At 73.1% G+C, this 17,726-nt stretch carries 17 protein-coding genes; 6 read left to right on the plus strand and 11 right to left on the minus strand.

The window, feature by feature from the left end; all coding sequences use genetic code 11:
- Nucleotides 1–11: 11 nt before the first annotated feature.
- On the minus strand, nt 12–1,190 hold the full coding sequence (locus tag DFQ13_RS24510; RefSeq protein WP_035287683.1) for an MFS transporter: 1,179 nt from the start codon (nt 1,188–1,190) through the stop codon (nt 12–14).
- Between the two features lie 97 nt (nt 1,191–1,287).
- Here DFQ13_RS24510 and DFQ13_RS24515 point away from each other — a divergent pair, with 97 nt between their 5' ends.
- Nucleotides 1,288–1,596: an ArsR/SmtB family transcription factor gene (locus DFQ13_RS24515; protein WP_233427851.1), complete on the plus strand. Its 309-nt coding sequence runs from the start codon at nt 1,288–1,290 to the stop codon at nt 1,594–1,596.
- Between the two features lie 11 nt (nt 1,597–1,607).
- On the opposite strand, the gene DFQ13_RS24520 is transcribed toward DFQ13_RS24515, so the two are convergent.
- Together DFQ13_RS24520 and DFQ13_RS24525 are read right to left on the minus strand one after the other, a co-directional pair.
- Nucleotides 1,608–2,699, minus strand: coding sequence for an MFS transporter (locus DFQ13_RS24520; RefSeq protein WP_181400135.1), 1,092 nt, complete (start codon nt 2,697–2,699; stop codon nt 1,608–1,610).
- Nucleotides 2,700–2,764: 65 nt separating this feature from the next.
- On the minus strand, nt 2,765–3,589 hold the full coding sequence (locus DFQ13_RS24525; RefSeq protein ID WP_110081507.1) for an alpha/beta fold hydrolase: 825 nt from the start codon (nt 3,587–3,589) through the stop codon (nt 2,765–2,767).
- A 66-nt stretch (nt 3,590–3,655) separates the two neighbouring features.
- Between DFQ13_RS24525 and DFQ13_RS24530 the strand changes: the two genes are divergently transcribed.
- Nucleotides 3,656–4,651 (plus strand): sigma-70 family RNA polymerase sigma factor, encoded by a 996-nt coding sequence (locus tag DFQ13_RS24530; RefSeq protein WP_110081508.1) that lies wholly within the window; start codon nt 3,656–3,658, stop codon nt 4,649–4,651.
- Between the two features lie 10 nt (nt 4,652–4,661).
- On the opposite strand, the gene pabB is transcribed toward DFQ13_RS24530, so the two are convergent.
- Nucleotides 4,662–6,710, minus strand: coding sequence for an aminodeoxychorismate synthase component I (gene pabB, locus DFQ13_RS24535; RefSeq protein WP_110081509.1), 2,049 nt, complete (start codon nt 6,708–6,710; stop codon nt 4,662–4,664).
- 135 nt (nt 6,711–6,845) lie between these two features.
- Between pabB and DFQ13_RS24540 the strand changes: the two genes are divergently transcribed.
- Nucleotides 6,846–8,258 (plus strand): sensor histidine kinase, encoded by a 1,413-nt coding sequence (locus DFQ13_RS24540; RefSeq protein ID WP_233438560.1) that lies wholly within the window; start codon nt 6,846–6,848, stop codon nt 8,256–8,258.
- A 63-nt stretch (nt 8,259–8,321) separates the two neighbouring features.
- On the opposite strand, the gene DFQ13_RS24545 is transcribed toward DFQ13_RS24540, so the two are convergent.
- Together DFQ13_RS24545 and secG are read right to left on the minus strand one after the other, a co-directional pair.
- Complete coding sequence (locus tag DFQ13_RS24545) at nt 8,322–8,663, minus strand: RNA polymerase-binding protein RbpA (RefSeq protein WP_035287678.1); 342 nt, start codon at nt 8,661–8,663, stop codon at nt 8,322–8,324.
- A 90-nt stretch (nt 8,664–8,753) separates the two neighbouring features.
- Nucleotides 8,754–8,993: a preprotein translocase subunit SecG gene (secG, locus tag DFQ13_RS24550; RefSeq protein WP_035287676.1), complete on the minus strand. Its 240-nt coding sequence runs from the start codon at nt 8,991–8,993 to the stop codon at nt 8,754–8,756.
- A 248-nt stretch (nt 8,994–9,241) separates the two neighbouring features.
- Here secG and DFQ13_RS24555 point away from each other — a divergent pair, with 248 nt between their 5' ends.
- From DFQ13_RS24555 to DFQ13_RS24565, 3 genes are all read left to right on the plus strand, one after another.
- Nucleotides 9,242–10,378, plus strand: a complete 1,137-nt coding sequence (locus tag DFQ13_RS24555) for a beta-1,3-glucanase family protein (protein WP_110081510.1) — start codon at nt 9,242–9,244, stop codon at nt 10,376–10,378.
- A 228-nt stretch (nt 10,379–10,606) separates the two neighbouring features.
- Nucleotides 10,607–10,831, plus strand: coding sequence for a hypothetical protein (locus DFQ13_RS24560; protein WP_035287674.1), 225 nt, complete (start codon nt 10,607–10,609; stop codon nt 10,829–10,831).
- A 9-nt stretch (nt 10,832–10,840) separates the two neighbouring features.
- Nucleotides 10,841–12,151, plus strand: a complete 1,311-nt coding sequence (locus DFQ13_RS24565; protein WP_110081511.1) for a serine hydrolase domain-containing protein — start codon at nt 10,841–10,843, stop codon at nt 12,149–12,151.
- Between the two features lie 54 nt (nt 12,152–12,205).
- Here DFQ13_RS24565 and tpiA read toward each other — a convergent pair whose 3' ends face one another.
- The 5 genes from tpiA to DFQ13_RS24590 all read right to left on the minus strand — a co-directional run bounded on the left by tpiA (nt 12,206) and on the right by DFQ13_RS24590 (nt 17,718).
- Nucleotides 12,206–12,991 (minus strand): triose-phosphate isomerase, encoded by a 786-nt coding sequence (gene tpiA, locus DFQ13_RS24570; protein WP_035287672.1) that lies wholly within the window; start codon nt 12,989–12,991, stop codon nt 12,206–12,208.
- Nucleotides 12,991–14,178, minus strand: coding sequence for a phosphoglycerate kinase (locus DFQ13_RS24575; protein WP_110081512.1), 1,188 nt, complete (start codon nt 14,176–14,178; stop codon nt 12,991–12,993). The genes tpiA and DFQ13_RS24575 overlap by 1 nt, the downstream gene beginning before the upstream one ends.
- An 11-nt stretch (nt 14,179–14,189) precedes the next feature.
- Complete coding sequence (gene gap / locus DFQ13_RS24580; protein ID WP_035287666.1) at nt 14,190–15,194, minus strand: type I glyceraldehyde-3-phosphate dehydrogenase; 1,005 nt, start codon at nt 15,192–15,194, stop codon at nt 14,190–14,192.
- 507 nt (nt 15,195–15,701) lie between these two features.
- On the minus strand, nt 15,702–16,688 hold the full coding sequence (gene whiA, locus DFQ13_RS24585; protein WP_035287665.1) for a DNA-binding protein WhiA: 987 nt from the start codon (nt 16,686–16,688) through the stop codon (nt 15,702–15,704).
- 79 nt (nt 16,689–16,767) lie between these two features.
- Nucleotides 16,768–17,718 (minus strand): gluconeogenesis factor YvcK family protein, encoded by a 951-nt coding sequence (locus DFQ13_RS24590; RefSeq protein ID WP_110081569.1) that lies wholly within the window; start codon nt 17,716–17,718, stop codon nt 16,768–16,770.
- Nucleotides 17,719–17,726 lie beyond the last annotated feature (8 nt).

Below are 17,726 nucleotides of genomic sequence, written 5' to 3' on the forward strand. Positions count from 1 at the left end.
CGGGAGCGGGGTCAGGCGGCCACCGGTTCGAGCGGCGCCACCACCTCCGCGCGGCGGGACGCGCGGGCGGCCAACAGCAGCAGCACCAGGCCCAGCGCGCCGACGATCGCGGCGATCGGGGCCAGGGCGAGGATGCCCGCCGTGCCGATGACGAAGCCGCCGAACAGGCCGGACAGGCCGACGCCGAGGTAGACGGCGGAGGCGTTGACCGACAGCAGCAGTCCGCTGTCCGAAGGGGACAGTTCGATCAGCCAGTTCTGGATCGGCGGGTTCACCGACCAGGTCACCAGGCCCCACGCGAACAGCGCGATCCCCGCCCCCACGACGGTCGTGGCGGTGAGGGGCAGTGTCGCGAGCACGACGGTGAAGGCGGTGAACACGACCAGCAGCGGGCGCCTGCTGCCGAAGCGGTCGGTGAGCCTGCCGCTGAGGGTGTTGCCGACCGCACCGCCGAGGCCGTAGACGAGCAGCAGCACGCTGAGGGTGGTGCCGCTGACGCCCGCGGTGGCCGCGAGCAGCGGGGCGATGAAGGTGAACACGGCGAACGCCGCGAGGCAGCCCGCCACCGTCATGCCGAGCACGAGCTGCGCGCGCGGGTCGGCCGCGGCGGCCAGGCGGGCGCGGATCGGCACGTGCGGGGGCGCCGCCACCCGGGGCATGCCGATCCAGGTGGCCGCCGCCGCCAGCGCGGACACGCCCGCGACCAGGGCGAACACCCCGCGGTAGCCGATCGGGTCGCCGAGCAGGCTGCCCGCGGGCACACCGATGATCAGGGCGAAGGTGAGCCCGCCGAACACGGTGGCGACCGCGCGGCCGCGGTGGTCCGGCGGGGACAGGACGGTGGCGACGTTCGTGGCGACGGGTGTGAACACCGCCGCGCCGAGCGCGCTGACGACCCGGGCGACGAGCAGCAGCGCGTAGTTCGGGGCGAGCGCGGCGAGCAGGTTGCCCAGTGCGGTCAGGCCCAGGGCGGCGACCAGCAGGGTGCGCCGCTCCCAGCGGCCGGTGGCGGTGGCCAGCAGCGGGGACGCGATGGCGTAGGCGATGGCGAACACGGTCACCAGTTGGCCCGCGGTGGCGGTGGAGACGTCGAGTTCGCGGCTCACGGCGGGCAGCACGCCGGAGACGATGTACCCGCTGGAGCCGACGGTGAAGGCACCGACGGCGAGCAGGTGGATGCGGGCGGACATGGCACTCCCGGGGGACGGCTGGTCGATCCGAACTTGGTACGACGGGGATCGTAGTACGTCACTGGTCGAACTACGATGTATTTCGTATCATGGACGGGTGACCGAGGAGTTGCCGCACCCGGAGCGGGCCGACATCCGGATCGAGGCCGTGCTGCACGCGCTGGCCGACCCGATACGGTTGATGATCGTGCGCGAGCTGTCCACGCTGCCCGAGGGCACCCCGTGCGGCAGCATCGACCTGCCGATCAGCAAGTCGACCCGCACCCACCACATCCGCGCGCTGCGCGAGGCGGGTGTGGTCCGGGTCCGCCCCGAGGGCACCGCCCGCATCACCACCCTGCGCCGCGACGACCTCGATGCCCTCTACCCCGGCCTGCTCGACGGCATCCTCAACGCCCCGCACTGAACCCCGCGCTGTCAGGCCCGCGCGGCCTCCGGTTCCACGGCGGGGAAGTCGCGCAGGGAGCGCAGTGGCGAGCAGAACAGCCACAGCGGCGCCGGCAGCCCGCCGACAGCGGTGGTCCACAGCGCCGCGCGCAGCCCGGTCGCGGTGGCGAGCGCGCCACCGAGGAGCCCGGCGAGCGGGATGACCCCCCACACGAGGAACCGCACGGTGGCGTTCATGCGACCCAGCAGGTGGTCGGGGCACAGCCGCTGCCGGAAGCTGACCTGGATGACGTTGTAGACCACCACGCCGAACGAGCCCGCGAACGAGCCCACCGCGAACACGACCAGCCCGGGACCGGACGTGGTCAACGGGATCAGCAGCCCCGAGGCGGCGCCGAGGACGGCGGACTCGAGCATCGCGCGGACCTGCCCGAAGCGGCGGGCCACGCGCGCCACCAGGAACGCCCCCGCCACGGCCCCGACCCCGCCCGCGGACAGCAGCAGCCCGACCGCCCCAGCGGACTGGCCGAGGTCGCGCACCAGGAACACGACGACCAGGGCGTTGCGCGCGGCCAGGAACAGGACCGTGGTCATGGCGTTGAGGGTGATGGTGCGCAGGGTGGCGTGCCGCCAGACGAACGACACGCCCTCGGCGAGGTCGCGGCGGAGGCTGGACCGGGCCCGTTCGGGCCGTGCCGGTTCGACCACCTCGATCCTCGACAGCCACGCCGCCGACCATAGGAAGCTCAGCGCGTCGACCGCCAGGGCGAGGGGCGCGGTGAGCCACTGGACCAGCCCGCCCGCCGCCGATGGGCCCACGACCGACGCGACCGTGCGGCTGGCCTCCAGTTTGGCGTTGCCGTCAACCACCTGGTCGCGGCCCACCAGGGACGGCAGGTACGACTGGTGCGCGACGTCGAAGAAGACGCCGCACAGGCCCGCGAGGAAAACCGCCAGGCAAAGGTGCGGCAGCGTCAGCGCGCCCGCGAGCGCGGCCACCGGGATGGACCCGAGGACCACGGCGCTGACGAGGTCCGCCGTGATCAGGACCGGTTTGCGGCGCACGCGGTCGCACCACACGCCCGCCGGGAGACCGATGAGCAGGAAACCCAGCGCCTGCACGTTGCGGCAGTCAACCGGTGGACCGCCCGTGGTGCCGCTCCCCCGGCGGCACCACGGGTGGTGGATCAGCCCGCGATGACCTCGCGCAGCCGGGCGGCGAAGGCGGTCGGGTCCTCGGCGAAGCCCACGTGCCCGCCGGGGAAGTACGTCGGGGTCGTGGACAGGGCGGCGGCCAGCGCCACGGAGGTGCGCTCGCAGAGTTCACCGGTGGAGTCCTCGCCGAGACCGACGAGCAGGCGGACCGGGCTCGCCCGCAGGGCGTCGAGGTCGGGGAACCAGGCGGTGGTGGGGCGCAGCATGTGGTTGTTCTGGTAGTCGGCGTCCGCGACCTCCTGCGGGGTGCGGGAACTGCCGAACATCTCCAGGATGAACTCCTCCGGCAGGTCCAGGTTGGCCAGGGCCAGGAACTTGCGGCCCGCGGCGAGCGGGTCGCCCGCCCGGTGCGTGGCGATGATGTCCTCGGTCTTGGCGCGCAGGTCCTCGTGGTCGTCGAGGAGGCGGGTGAGCGGGGGCTCGTGCGCGATCACCACCCGGCACAGCCCCGGTTCGGCCTGGGCCAGCGCCAGCGCGCTGACCGCGCCGCCGCTGGAGCCCAGCACCACGGCGGGACCGGCGTCGGCGTGGCGGATGAGGCGGGCGAGGTCGTCGGCGCGCTGCTCGGGGGTGGAGTCCCGCTCGGGGTCGTCCAGGCGGCTGCGGTTGATGCCGCGCGGGTCGGTGGTGAGAATCGTGTGGTCGGGGGCGAGCAGGTCGGCGAGCCCGGCGAACGGGTGGGCGTCCATCGGGGCGCCGACCAGGACGACCAGCGGGCCGGAGCCTCGGCGCTCGAAGTACAGCTCGCCGTCGGGTACGCGCAGTGTCGAGCCGGTCACGGTGGTGGTGCCGTTCATGTGAGCCTCCTGGGAAACCTGCTGTGCACCGGGTGTGACCGGCCCGGTCGGGCAGAATCATCGGCCATGGGCGACCTGCTGCACTCCGACGACCTGGCGCGCGCCCGCGACGGCGACGACACCGCGTTCACCCGCCTCGTCGAACCGCTGCGCCGCGAGCTGCACGCGCACTGCTACCGGATGCTGGGCTCCACCCACGACGCCGAGGACGCCTTGCAGGACGCGCTGGTCCGGGCCTGGCGCGGGCTCCCCGGGTTCACCGGCCGGGGCACGCTGCGGTCCTGGTTGTACACCGTGGCGACGCGCACCTGCCTGGACACCGCGCGGTCGCGCGGTCGCCGCGCCCTGCCGGTGGACCTGGGGCCGTCGAGCACCCACGCCGTCCTCGGCGACATCCCGCTGACCGACGTCGCCTGGTTGGAGCCGTTCGCCGAGCAGCCGGGGGCGGCCTACGAGCAGCGCGAGACCGTGGAGCTGGCGTTCGTCGCCGCGGTGCAGCACCTGCCCGCCAACCAGCGGGCGGCGCTGCTGCTGTTCGAGGTGCTCGGCTTCTCCGCCGCCGAGATCGCCGAGGTCATGGACACCTCCACCGCCTCGGTGAACTCCGCGCTGCAACGGGCCCGCAGGGTCGTGGCCGAGCGGGTCCCGGTGCCCAGCCAGCAGCGGACCCTGCGGATGATCGGCGACGCGCGGCTGCGCGAGGTCGTCACCGGGTACGCCACCGCCCTGGAGCGCGGCGACGCCGACGCCCTGGTGGCGCTGCTGACCGAGGACGTCACGTGGTCGATGCCGCCGCTGCCGCACTGGTACCGGGGGCTGGACGCGGTGGTGGACTTCGCCACGCGCGTCCCGCTGAGCACCTGCGGTTCCTGGCGGCACGTCCCGGTCACGGCCAACGGGCAGGCCGCGGTGGCCGCCTACCTGCGCGACGACACCGCCGCGGAGCACACGGCCTGGGCGATCAACGTGCTGACCCTGCGCGGCGACCGGATCGCCGAGGTCACCTCGTTCATCGGCGCGGCCCACTTCGCCGCGTTCGGGCTGCCCGCCGCACTGCCCTAACCCGCGGGGGTCACGGGGCGGGCACCCGGCCGGGGAAGGCCGTGCCGAGCAGGTCGAGCATGGTGGTGGCCTTGACCGCGGTCTCCTCGAACTCAGCGTCCGGGTCCGACAGGGCGGTGACCGCGCCGCCGACGCCGAAGGACACCTCCCCCGGGCGGACCACCAGCGTGCGGATCACCACGCTGAGGTCCACCGCGCCGGTGGTGGCGAAGTAGCCGATGGCCCCGGAGTAGACCCCCCGCGGGCCGCCTTCGAGCCGGTCGAGGATCTCCATCGTGCGCTCCTTGGGCGCCCCGGTCATCGAGCCGCCCGGGAACGCCGCGCGCACGCAGTCCACCGGGGACCGGTCCGGGGCCAGCCGGGCGCGCACCGTGCTGACCAACTGGTGGACGGTCGCGTACGTCTCCACCTCGAACAGGCCGGGCACGCTCACCGACCCCGTCTCGGCGGTGACCCCCAGGTCGTTGCGCACCAGGTCCACGATCATCAGGTTCTCGGCCCGGTCCTTCTCCGAGGCGGCCAGCTCCGCCCGCAGGGCGGCGTCGGCCTCGGGGGTGGCCCCGCGCGGGCGGGTGCCCTTGATCGGGCGCGACTCCACCGCCCCGGCGGCGGTGATCGACAGGAACCGCTCCGGCGACGTGCTCAGCACCGACAGCGGCCCGAACCGCAGCAGCGCGCCGAACGGGGCCGGGCTGGCCCGGCGCAGGTGCCGGTAGGCGGTCCACACGTCGGTGTCGGCGGCGGCGGTGAGCTGGTTGGTCAGGCACACCTCGTAGCTCTCGCCGCGGTCGATCGCGGCGTGGCACTCGGCGATGCGGGCCAGGTAGGCGGCCCGGTCGTGCCGGGCGGTCAGCGGCCCGGTCGGGACCAGCCCGGTGCCCCCCGGCCCGGCCGCGCGGGGGCGGCGGGCCAGGGCGGTGAGGCGGGCGGCGGTGTCGGTCTGCCACCGCTCGTCCCCGGCGAAGGCCAGCAGGTGCAGCTCGCCGGTGCCGTGGTCGACGGCCACGGCCCGGTCGGCGAAGACGAGCTGGGCGTCCGGGTCGCGGGCGGGGTGGGCGCGGGCGCCGCCGCACTCGGCCTTCAGCTCGTAGCCGAGGTGGCCGACCCAGCCGAGGGCGAAGCCGAACGGCAGGTCCGGGGCGTGCGCGCGGTGCGCGGCCAGGTCGCGGTCGAGCCAGTCGAAGAAGGGGCCCGCCACCACCTCGACCCGGCCGTCCGCGCCGGTGACGCGGACCAGGCCGGTGCCGACGTCGGCCGCGGCGGTCCTGGCCAGGGGGCCGCTCGCGTCGCCGAGGAAGGAGAAGCCGCCGCCCGCCGCGCTGTCGAGCCAGAACGCGTGCGGGGAGTCGCGGTACAGCTCGGCGAAGACCTCCTCGGCGGTGACCGGCAGCGTCAGCCGCTCGACCACCACCCGCAGCGGTGCGGGCGCGGGCGGCGGCTGCGGGCGCGTCACCGCGACGGCGGTCTCCCTCGGGTGCTCCTCGCGCCAGGCCAGGGACAGGCGGTGGAAGTTGGCCAGCAGCTCGGGCCCGTGCTCGGTGCAGATCGACTCCGGGTGGAACTGCACGCCCCAGGCGGGGCGGTGCCGGTGCCGCACGCCCATCAGCACCCCGTCGTCGCTCCAGGCGGTGGCCTCCAGGTCGGCGGGCACGTCGTGGACGGACAGCGAGTGGTAGCGCACCACCTCGGTCGGCGACGGGATGCCCGCGAACAGGTCGCGGCCGTCGTGGCGCACGGCGGAGAGCCTGCCGTGGCGCACCTCCGGCGCCGGTCCCACCCGCGCCCCCGCGAGCAGGCACAGGCCCTGGTGGCCCAGGCACACGCCGAGCAGCGGCTGCCGGGCCAGCTCCAGCACCGCCCGGCTCAGGCCCAGGTCGCGCGGGGTGCCGGGGTGCCCGGGGCCGGGACCGACGACGACGTTGTCGAAGTCGGCGAGCCGGGCCGGGTCCCACGGCTCGTCGTGGCGCAGGACCGTCGGCCGCACCCCGTCGAGGACGGCCAGCGCCTGCACCAGGTTGTGCGTGAACGAGTCGTGGTTGTCGACGACCAGGGTGCGCACCGAGCCCCTCCCGCTGAACGGCAACTGTGGATTTGCTGACGCACAGTTGTTTGTAACCCGACGTCCCCCGGCCTGCCTTCTCTGTCTTGATGGGTGACGACCGTGCAGCACGTCGCGCCGCAGGGAGGGCGAGCCATGCCACAGCGACAGAGCGGACCTGCCCGGGGCGGCCGTGATGCTACCGCCCCCGAACCGGTGCCCGAGCAGCGCGCGGGCGCCCACGACCGGTCTGAGCTGCGCGGACAGCACACCGACACCGGGACGGGCACCGAGAGCACAGTGGACCGGGACACCCCCGGGACCACCGCCGAACGAGGAGGTGCGGCCCTGGTCGCGCACGCGGTCACCCCGGACGCCTTCGGCCCCGCCGAACAGCGCGGCGAGCCCGGTTCCGCCGACCTGCTGCCCAGGGTGGCGCTGCGCTGGCCGCGCTGGCCCGCCGCGCTGCGGGTCAACCGCGTGCTGCGCGGCCTGCTCGGCGACCTGCTGGCGATGGTCGTCGCGGCGCTGGACGTGTGGCTGGTGATCCCGCCGGACGCGCCGCCGTGGTCGATCTGGCTGTCCTGGCTGGCGGTGCCCGCGATGCTGCTGCGCAGGCACGTGCCGTTCGTGGCGCTGCTCGTCGCCATCCCCGGCTTCTTCTACGGCTGGGCCCAGCTCGCGGCCATGATCGCGCTGGGCTCGCTGGCCAGGCTGGACAAGGCCCGCTGGCGCACCTGGGTCGGCGCGGCGCTGGTCTGGGTGTCGCGGTTCGTGGTGTGGCCGTGGGCGGACTTCGTCGCCACGACCTGGCGCGAGCACATCCTCGACGCCATCTACGGGGTGATCGTGGCCGGGATGCCGCTGGCGATCGGGTTGCTGCTGACCATGCGCTCGGAGCTGTTCGCCCGCATCCGGCAGCTCGACCGCAGCCGGGAGCGGGAGAAGCGGCTGTACGCGGCGACGGTGCGCTCGGCGGAGCGGGCGAAGCTGGCCAGGGAGATGCACGACGTGGTGTCGCACCAGGTCACGCTGATCGCCATGCAGGCGGGCGCGCTGCAGGTCGGGGCCAGGGACGACGAGGCCCGCGAGGGCGCCGAGACCATCCGCGTGCTGAGCACCCGCACCCTGGAGGAGCTGCGCGAGCTGGTCGGCGTGCTGCGCTCCGGCGGGGACGAGGTGGACGCCCAGCCGGGCCTGGAGGAGGTCGGCGACCTGGTCGACAACGACGACGTCAAGATCAACGTCGCCATCGACGCCTCACCGGAGCAACTGCCCGGGCCGGTCTCGCGGGCGGCGTACCGGACGGTGCAGGAGGCGCTGACCAACGTCCGCAAGCACGCGTCGGGCTCGCGCGCCTCGGTCCGGGTGCGCACCTCGGGCGAGGCGCTGCTGGTCGAGGTGCACAACGACCGCCCCCGGCGCCGCCGCGGCCCGGGGCTGCCCTCGGGCGGGCACGGCCTGCTGGGGCTGCGCGAGCGGGCCACCCTGCTCGGCGGCACCTTCGACGCGGGCCCCACCGCCGAGGGCGGTTTCCGCGTCCGCGCCACCTACCCCCTGGTCGGCTGAGCGGGGCCGGAACGCACGAGACCCCGCTCCCGGGGTTCCGGGGCGGGGTCTGGCGCGTGTCGCCTACAGCTCGCGCTTGGCGCGCAGCTTGGCGAGGGCTTCGGCGAGGATGGCCTCGCCGTCCTCGTCGGAGCGGCGTTCCTTCACGTACGCCAGGTGCGTCTTGTAGGGCTCGTTGCGCGGCGCCTTGGGCGGCGCCTGCTCGTCCAGCCCGCCGGGGAGACCGCACCGTGGGCAGTCCCACGACTCGGGCCGCTCGGCTTCCAGGGCGAACGAGGGACGGGACTCGTGCCCGTTCGCGCACCAGTAGGACACCCGCTGACGGGGTGCCGACTCACCGCGCTCGGACTCACCCATCGGACCAGCACCGACCCGGGTGCCCCGGATCGCGTTGCCACCGGCCATTGATGTTCACACCCCCACCGCGTGATTCGACCCGGCGCCATGCCCACGCCGGATCACGGAAAACGAAACGCCCCCATGGTGGGGGCGCACTCAGGAAACCTTGACCAGCAGCCCGAGGCCGACGACGCAGATGATCCAGATCGAGCCCACGAACAGGGTGATCCGGTCCAGGTTCTTCTCGACGACGCTCGAACCGGAGAGGCTCGACTGCATCCCACCCCCGAACAGCGAGGAGAGGCCGCCACCCCGACCGCGATGCAGCAGCACCAGCAGGATCAGCAGCAGGCTGGTGACGATGAGCGCGATCTGCAGGATCAGAACAGCAGTCATTTCATCCTCGCTGTCGAGACGGTGGAGAACACAGGCTACCTGGTGACCGCGCCGAGTTCGACCACCGCCCCACAACGGAAGTCCCGCAGTTCCGCCGCCCTTTTGCCGCAGGCGCCGAAGCTCGTGCGGACGCACGTGCAGTACCGGGTTGGTCTGGACCATTCGGGCGAATTTGTTGTGTTTCAGAACAAACCGGGCCGATACTCGACCCACCCCCGCACCCCGTCGTCCAACAAGGGAGTCGGCCGATGATCACCCGGAGGACCCTCCTCGGCGGCCTCGCCGCCGCAGCCGCCACCGCACCGTTCACGGGCTCCGCGCTCGCGTCCGCCACGCCCCGCGCGTCCCTCGCCCTGACCCTGGTCAACAGCACCGGCGCCCACGCGGGCAAGACCCTGTGGGCCTACGTCGTCGGCACCAACCTCGCCACCGGCAGGCAGTCCCGAGTCACCGCCGACGGCGCCCTGGTCCCGGTCTCCACCGCCGACAACGGCGGCGACGGCTACACCGACTACGCGATCGCGGTCAACGGCAGCCGCACCATCCCCCTGCCGCAGGGCATGTCCGGCCGGATCTACCTGTCGGTCGGCGACAAGCTCAAGTTCCGCGCCAACCCCGGCGACGCCCTGGCGTACCCGGCGGGCTGGGTCAGCACCGACCCGAACTACCGCGTCCTGCACGACTGCGTGGAGTTCACCTACGACGGCTCCGGGATGCACTGCAACACCACGATGGTCGACATGCTGTCGGTGCCGATGAGCATCGACCTCGTGGGCAACCGCACCCAGTCCGCCGGACGGCTCGTCGCGGGCGGCCGATCCCGGGTGTTCCAGTCCATGCGCGCCCAGTCGGGCTTCTCGAACCTGGTGATCGACGACCTCCGGGTCATCGCCCCCGGCCACGGCCTGAACGCGGGCCGCTTCTCCGGTGGTTACCTGGCAGGCCACATCGACGAGGTCTGGTCCCGCTATCGAGGCCAGAACATGGTGGTCAACGCCAACAACACCACGTTCACCGGCCGCGTCCAGGGCGACCTGTTCGTGTTCGACCGGGGGGTGCGCGCGTTCGCCAAGCCCTCCACGCGCGACGTCCTGTTCTGCGACGGCACCCTCGCCGCCCCCAACGACGGGGTCACCGGCCCGGTGGCGGCGGTACTGGGCGCCGGACTCAACCGGGGCATCCTGCTCAACACCCCACAGCAACCCGTCACCGACGCCGGGTCGTACTACCGGATCGCCCAGTGCAACCACTACTCGCGGATCATGCACAAGAACACAGTGGACAGAAAGGCCTACGGCTTCGCCTTCGACGACGTGTGCGAACACGCCCCGTACATCGAAGACGGCGCCCCCAGGACGATGACGGTCACCGCCACGCCCTTCTGACGCCGTGGTGGGCGGGCTCCCGGCCCGCCCACCGGGGCAAGACACCAGCAGGTAAGCGAATGGCTGTTGAGCAAGCAGAGTGGTTGCGGGTCCGGCAGGCGCCCGGGGCACGCGGACGCAAGCTGGAGAACCGGCTGAGCTAACGGCTCACCGGGATCACCCCCCGGGCGGGCGGGGGCCTGCGGCTGTGGCACTTCGGGCTGGTGGTGGAGCCGCTGGAACTCGGGGGTGCAGCAGCTCACCGTGGCCGTGCTCGACGCCCCGGTGTTCGACCGGTTGTTCGCGGGGATGGTGGCGGTCAACGACGAGGGGCGGGTTGTCGGGCGGGGTGGCAGGCACATCCCGTTCACGGCCGAGGCGATCCGCCGCCTGGACCCCCGGCTGTCGGCGAACGGGCTGACGCTGCTGCACCGGGCGTGGCGGGCTCGGGATGTGTTGCCGGCTCACCTCTAGGCTGGCGGGATGGGGTGGGATCTGAGCGAGCTGATCGCGGAGTACGACGTGCCGGGCGCGCAGGTGGCCGTGCTGGCGGGCGGGGAGATCCGGGACGAGGCCGCGGGCGTGTTGAGCCTGCGCACGCGGGTCGAGGTGACGGCCGACTCGGTGTTCAAGATCGGGTCGATCACCAAGGTCTGGACGGCCACGCTCATCCAGCAGTTGGTGGACGACGGTGTCCTGGACCTCGACCGCGCCCTTCGCGACTACATCCCCGGCTTCCGGCTGAGCGACCCGGGCGCGACCGGGTCGCTGACCGCCCGTCACCTGCTCACCCACACCGGCGGCGTCGACGGCAACCACTTCATCGACACCGGCCGCAACGACGACGCGGTTGAGAAGTTCGTCGCCACCCTGGCCGACGCGGTGCACCCTTTCTCGCCGGGTACCGTCTTCTCCTACTCCAACAGCGGGTTCGCGGTGCTCGGCAGGCTGGTGGAGGTGTTGCGCGGCAAGCCGTTCCACGACGTGCTCCGCGAACGCCTGGTGAGACCGCTGGGGCTGCGCACCGTTGCCACCGACGCGGAGGAGGCGATCCTGCACCGCGCCGCCGTCGGCCACGTCGAGGTGGGTGGGGAACTCGTGCCCACGACGACGTGGGCGGTGTCCTACTACGCCGCGGCCAGCGGGTCCTACCTCGCGATGAGCGCGCGGGAGCTGATGGAGTTCGTCCGCCTGCACCTGACCGACCCGGCTCTTGCGGTGCTGCGCGAACCCCAGCTCGACTCCGTCCCGGACTTCGGCGGCGGCATCCTCGGCTGGGGGCTCGGCTGGATGCTCCACCGCGACGGCGTCGTCGGGCACACCGGGGTTTCCAAGGGGCAGAAGGCTTTCCTGCGCGTCGCCCCCTCGGCCGGGGTGGCGGTGGCCGTGCTGACCAACAGCACGCGCGGCGAGCCGCTGGCCCACGACATCCTCAGCGCGGCGCTCGGGGACCTCGCGGGCGTCGAGACGACACCACCGCCGGTGCCACCCGCGGACCCCACCCCGATCGACGCCGACCGCATGTGCGGCACCTACCGCACCACCCTGTACGACACCACCCTCACCACCGACGGCGACCGCGCGTTCCTGGTCCAGCGCCCGCGCAACGACCTCGCCAGGTCCTTCCTCGGCAAGTCCGAGGACCGCTTCGAGGTCGTCCGCCTCGGCGACAGCTCGATCATCACCGCCGAACCCCGGGCGGGCGCCCACCAGGTCCTGTCCCTGGTCGGCTCCGACGGGCACGGCCGCGCCCGCTTCCTGCACAACGGCGCCGCCGCCCACCGGGTCCCCTGAAAGGCGCAGGGGCGCCGGGGGAATCCCCCGGCGCCCCTGACGACCGAACCCCGACTACGGCAGCGGGCCGCCCGCCGCCAGGGCGCAGAGCTTGGTGAACTCGTCCGCCTGGAGGCTGGCGCCGCCGACGAGGGCGCCGTCGATGTCCTCCTGGGCGACCAGTTCGCCGATGCTGCCCGACTTCACCGAACCGCCGTAGAGGACGCGCACGGCCGAGGCGACCTCGTCGCCGTACTTCTCGGCGAGCTTGCCGCGCAGGGCCTTGCAGACCTCCTGGGCGTCGGTGGCGGTGGCGACCTTGCCGGTGCCGATGGCCCACACCGGTTCGTAGGCCACCACGACCTTGGACACCGCGTCGGCCTTGAGGCCCTTGAGCCCGGCCACCAACTGCTCGGTGCAGTGGTCGACGTGGCCGCCCGCCTCGCGGACCTCCAGGCGCTCGCCCAGGCACAGGATCGGGGCGATGCCGTGCTTGAGGGCCGCCTTGACCTTGGCGTTGACCAGTTCGTCGGTCTCGCCGTGGTACTCGCGGCGCTCGGAGTGCCCGACCGTCACGTACGAGCAGCCCAGCTTGGCCAGCATGGGGCCGGAGACCTCGCCGGTGTAGGCGCCGGAGTCGTACCTCGACACGTCCTGGGCGCCGTAGCGCAGCAGGAGCTTGTCGCCGTCCACCATGGTCTGGATGGAGCGGATGTCGGTGAACGGCGGCAGCACGGCCACCTCCACCTTCGCGTAGTACTTCTCCGGCAGCGAGAACGCGATCTTCTGCACCAGGGCGATGGCCTCGAGGTGGTTGAGGTTCATCTTCCAGTTGCCCGCGATGAGGACCTGCCTGGCCATCACGCCTCCAGCACAGCGACGCCGGGGAGTTCCTTGCCCTCCAGGTACTCCAGCGACGCGCCGCCGCCGGTCGAGATGTGCGAGAAGCCGTCCTCGGGCAGGCCCAGCAGCCGCACCGCGGCCGCCGAGTCGCCGCCGCCGACGACCGAGTAGGCCGGGGAGTCGACGATGGCCTTGGCCACGCCGCGGGTGCCCTCGGCGAACGGGGCCAGCTCGAACACGCCCATCGGGCCGTTCCAGAACACGGTGCCCGCGCCCGCGATGACGTCGGAGTACCGCTCGACGGTGATCGGGCCGATGTCCAGGCCCTTCCACCCCTCGCGGATGTTGGCCGCGAGCACGGTCTGGGTGTTCGCCTCGGCGGAGAAGTCGTCGGCGATGACCACGTCGGCGGGCAGCAGCACCTTGCCGGGGTGCTCGGCCAGCAGCTTCTTGCAGGTGTCGATCATGTCGGCTTCCAGCAGCGAGTCGCCGACGCCGAGGCCCTCGGCGGCCAGGAAGGTGAAGCACATGCCGCCGCCGACGAGGATCGCGTCCACCTTGGGCAGCAGCGACTCGATCACGGCCAGCTTGTCCGACACCTTCGACCCGCCCAGCGCCACCACGTACGGGCGGCGGGGCTCACCGGTGAGCTGCTTGAGCACCTCGACCTCGGCCAGCACCAGACCGCCCGCGTAGGCGGGGAGCCGGGTGGCGACGTCGTAGACCGAGGCCTGCTCGCGGTGCACCACGCCGAAGCCGTCGGAGACGAACACGTCCGCCAGCACCGCGTAGGCGTCGGCGAGCGCGCCGCGCTCGGCCTCGTCCTTGCTGGTCTCGCCCGGTTCGAAGCGGACGTTCTCCAGCAGCAGCACCCCGCCGTCGGGCAGCTTGGCGACCTCGGCCTTCGCCGACTCGCCGACCACGTCGGCGGCCAGCACGACCGTGCTGCCGAGCAGGTCGGCCAGCCGCGCGGCGACCGGGGCCAGCGAGTACTTCTTGTCCGGGGTGCCCTTGGGGCGGCCCAGGTGCGCGGCCACCACGACCTTGGCGCCCGCGCCGGTGAGCGCGCGCAGCGTCGGCAGGGCGGCCTTGATCCGGCCGTCGTCGGTGATGGTGTCGCCGTCGAGGGGGACGTTGAGGTCGGCGCGCACGAGCACGCGCCGACCCGCCACACCCTCGGCGATCAGGTCGTCCAGGGTTTTCACTGTGGTCCGTCTCAGAGCTTGGAGGCGACGAGCGCGGTCAGGTCGGCGAGGCGGTTGGAGTAGCCCCACTCGTTGTCGTACCAGCCGACGACCTTCACCAGGTTGCCGGTGACCTTGGTCAGCGGCGCGTCGTAGATGCACGACGCCGGGTCGGTGACGATGTCGGAGGACACGATCGGGTCGGTGTTGTAGCGCAGGATGCCCTTGAGCGGGCCCGCGGCGGCGGCCTGGTAGGCCTCCTGCACCTCGTCGAGGGTGACGTCGCGGGACAGGGTCACCGTCAGGTCGGTGGCCGAGCCGGTCGGCACCGGGACGCGCAGCGCGTAGCCGTCGAGCTTGCCCTTGAGCTCGGGCAGCACCAGGCCGATCGCCTTGGCGGCGCCGGTGGAGGTGGGCACGATGTTCAGCGCGGCGGCGCGGGCGCGGCGCAGGTCCTTGTGCGGGGCGTCCTGCAGGTTCTGGTCCTGGGTGTAGGCGTGGATGGTGGTCATGAGACCGCGCTCCACGGTGAACGAGTCGTGCAGCACCTTCGCCAGCGGGGCCAGGCAGTTGGTGGTGCAGGAGGCGTTCGAGATGACCGTCTGCGAGCCGTCGTAGGCGGCCTCGTTGGCGCCGAGCACCACGGTCAGGTCCTCGCCCGAGGCGGGCGCGGAGATGATGACCTTCTTGGCGCCGCCCTCGTCGACGTGCTTGCGGGCGTCGGCGGCCTTGGTGAAGAAGCCGGTCGACTCGACCACGACGTCGACGCCGAGGTCCTTCCAGGGCAGCTTGCCCGGGTCGCGCTCGGCGAGCGCCTTGATGGTGTGGTCGCCGACCTTGATGCCCTCGTCGGTCACCGACACGTCCTGGGGCAGGCGGCCCAGGATGCTGTCGTACTTGAGCAGGTGCGCCATGGTCGCCACGTCACCGAGGTCGTTGAAGGCCACGATCTCGATGTCGTGGTCACTGGCGGCGACCGCCCGCCAGAAGTTGCGACCGATCCGACCGAAGCCGTTGACACCAACGCGAACCGTCACCTGTGTCTCCTCTTTGCGACTGGGTGCTTCTTGCGAACCTCTTGACCGGGAACCCTAGCGCCCGGACGGCCGGACGCAGGTCAGGAGGTCAGCGGTCTCTCTTTATCGAATCAGATCGGTGTGGTGATCGCCAGACCGATCTGCGCGCGGCGTGGTTTTTGTCTCCGGGCGCGCACCCGCCGCCCCCGGCTCGTGCGCCCGCGCGACCTTCGGACACCGCTCGGCCGCCACCCCTGGACAACCCCCGGAAAACAGCGGAGCGGGGTTCACCGACCCCCACGCCCGGTGAACCCCGCTCCGTCTCCCCCATCCCGGATGCCCCTCCCCCAAGCGGCACCCGAGCCTCACACCAGTAGAAGAGTTCCGGGTGCCACCCCGGATACACGATGAGACCCAGGTCACAAATTCCGGCGACGGTCGGTGATTCCCGACCAAGATCCACCGACGGTGGACCGCTGAACCGAGCGGTGCTCACCCGCGCGGTTCCCGCCCGGGGCGGGAACCGCCTCAGGCGTCGGCCTCGAGCATGTCCGGGGTGACCGCGGACTCGGTGTCGGGCAGGCCGAGGTCCTTGGCCCGCTTGTCGGCCATGGCCAGCAGCCTGCGGATGCGGCCCGCGACGGCGTCCTTGGTCATCGGCGGCTCGGAGAGCTGGCCCAGCTCCTCCAGCGACGCCTGCTTGTTCTTGAGCCGCAGCTCCCCCGCCGCGGTGAGGTGCTCGGGCGCCTCCGGGCCGAGGATCTCCATCGCCCGCTGCACCCTGGCCGCCGCGGCCACCGCGGCGCGCGCGGACCGGCGCAGGTTCGCGTCGTCGAAGTTGGCCAGCCGGTTGGCCGTGGCGCGCACCTCGCGGCGCATCCGGCGCTCCTCCCAGGCCAGCACGCTGGAGTGCGCGCCGAGGCGGGTGAGCAGCGCGCTGATCGCGTCGCCGTCGCGGACCACGACCCGGTCGGCGCCGCGCACCTCGCGCGACTTGGCCTGGATGCCCATCCGGCGGGCGGCGCCGACGATGGCCAGCGCGGCCTCCGGACCGGGGCAGGTGATCTCCAGCGCCGAGGAGCGGCCGGGCTCGGTGAGCGAGCCGTGCGCCAGGAACGCCCCGCGCCAGGCGGCCTCGGCGTCGCACACGCCGCCGGAGACGACCGGGGCGGGCAGGCCGCGCACCGGTCGGCCGCGCGGGTCGAGCAGCCCGGTCTGCCGGGCCAGGCCGTCGCCGTCCTTGACCACGCGGACCACGTAGCGGGTGCCCTTGCGCAGGCCCCCGGAGGTGATCACGTGCACGTCGGCGTGGTGGCCGTAGAGGTCGTGGACCTCCTTGCGCAGCCGCCGCGCGGCCGCGCCGGTGTCCAGCTCGGCCTCGACCACCACCCGGCCCGCGACGATGTGCAACCCGCCCGCGAAGCGCAGCAGGGAGGACACCTCGGCCCGGCGGCAACAGGTCTTGGACACCGTGAGCCTGCTCAGCTCGTCCTTGACTGCGGCGGTCATCGCCACTGGTCCTCCTCTCCGGGCCCGGTCCCGGGCGTACCCGGCCTACATCCCACCACGTGCCGCATCGCGGTCCGTGCGCCCCTCACCGTTCGAGCGCGGTGGCCACCGCGCGGGCCACGCTGGCCCCCAGGGCCGCCGGGTCGTGCCGGTCGGCGGCGTCGGCGGCGGCGACGTGGTCGAGCCGGATGTCCGCGCCCAGGGCCTTCGCCGCCTGGCGCAGCCGGTCCGGGACGGGCACCGAGTCCACGTCGGCGATCACCGCGTCCACCCGCAGCCTGGGCGCGTGCTCGGCCAGCACGTCGAGGTGGTGCTCCGGGGAGAACCCCTCCGTTTCCCCAGGTTGGGGGACCAGGTTGAGCACCACGACCCTGGTGGCCCCGGTCCGCACCAGGGCGTCGTGCAGGTCCGGCACCATCAGGTGCGGCAGCACGCTGGTGAACCAGGAACCGGGGCCGAGCAGCACCACGTCGGCGGCCAGGACCGCCGCGACGGCCTCGGCGCAGGCGGTCGGGCGTTCACCCCGGCGGGTGGCCGACAGCAGCCGGATGCGGCGCACCCGACCCGGGGTGGTGGCCACCGCGACCTGCCCGCGGATGTGCCGCACGGTCGCCGGGTCCTCCGCCAGGCCGGTCACGTCCGCCTCGATGTCCACCGGTTCGGGTGACATCGGCAGCACCCGGCCCGCGACCCCGAGCAGCCGGGCCGCCTCGGCGAGCGCGGCCACCGGGTCGCCCACGGTCTCCAGCAGCCCGGCGAGCACCAGGTTGCCCACGGCGTGCCCGGCGAGCGCGCCGGTGCCGCCGAAGCGGTGCCCGAAGACCGTGCCCCACGGCCCGGAATCCGGTCCCGCCAGCGCCAGCAGCGCCTTGCGCAGGTCCCCCGGCGGCAGCAGGCCCAGCTCGCGGCGCAGCCGACCGGAGGAGCCGCCGTCGTCGGCGACGGTGACCACGGCGGTGACGTCCTCGGTGATCCCGCGCAGCGCGGTCAGGGTGGCGTGCAGCCCGTGCCCGCCGCCCAGCGCGACCGCGCGCAGCGGTCGAC

The sequence above is a fragment of the Actinokineospora spheciospongiae genome, assembly GCF_003182415.1.
In the GTDB taxonomy this organism is placed as follows: Bacteria; Actinomycetota; Actinomycetes; order Mycobacteriales; family Pseudonocardiaceae; genus Actinokineospora; species Actinokineospora spheciospongiae.

Excerpts from the sequence above, each read along its gene's own strand:
- DFQ13_RS24555 (WP_110081510.1), top strand. The coding sequence starts at position 9,242 with ATGATCACCCGGAGGACCCTCCTCGGCGGCCTCGCCGCCGCAGCCGCC.
- secG (WP_035287676.1), bottom strand. The coding sequence starts at position 8,993 with ATGACTGCTGTTCTGATCCTGCAGATCGCGCTCATCGTCACCAGCCTG.
- DFQ13_RS24510 (WP_035287683.1), bottom strand. The coding sequence starts at position 1,190 with ATGTCCGCCCGCATCCACCTGCTCGCCGTCGGTGCCTTCACCGTCGGC.
- DFQ13_RS24565 (WP_110081511.1), top strand. The coding sequence starts at position 10,841 with ATGGGGTGGGATCTGAGCGAGCTGATCGCGGAGTACGACGTGCCGGGC.
- DFQ13_RS24530 (WP_110081508.1), top strand. The coding sequence starts at position 3,656 with ATGGGCGACCTGCTGCACTCCGACGACCTGGCGCGCGCCCGCGACGGC.
- tpiA (WP_035287672.1), bottom strand. The coding sequence starts at position 12,991 with ATGGCCAGGCAGGTCCTCATCGCGGGCAACTGGAAGATGAACCTCAAC.
- DFQ13_RS24525 (WP_110081507.1), bottom strand. The coding sequence starts at position 3,589 with ATGAACGGCACCACCACCGTGACCGGCTCGACACTGCGCGTACCCGAC.
- DFQ13_RS24545 (WP_035287678.1), bottom strand. The coding sequence starts at position 8,663 with ATGGCCGGTGGCAACGCGATCCGGGGCACCCGGGTCGGTGCTGGTCCG.
- DFQ13_RS24540 (WP_233438560.1), top strand. The coding sequence starts at position 6,846 with ATGCCACAGCGACAGAGCGGACCTGCCCGGGGCGGCCGTGATGCTACC.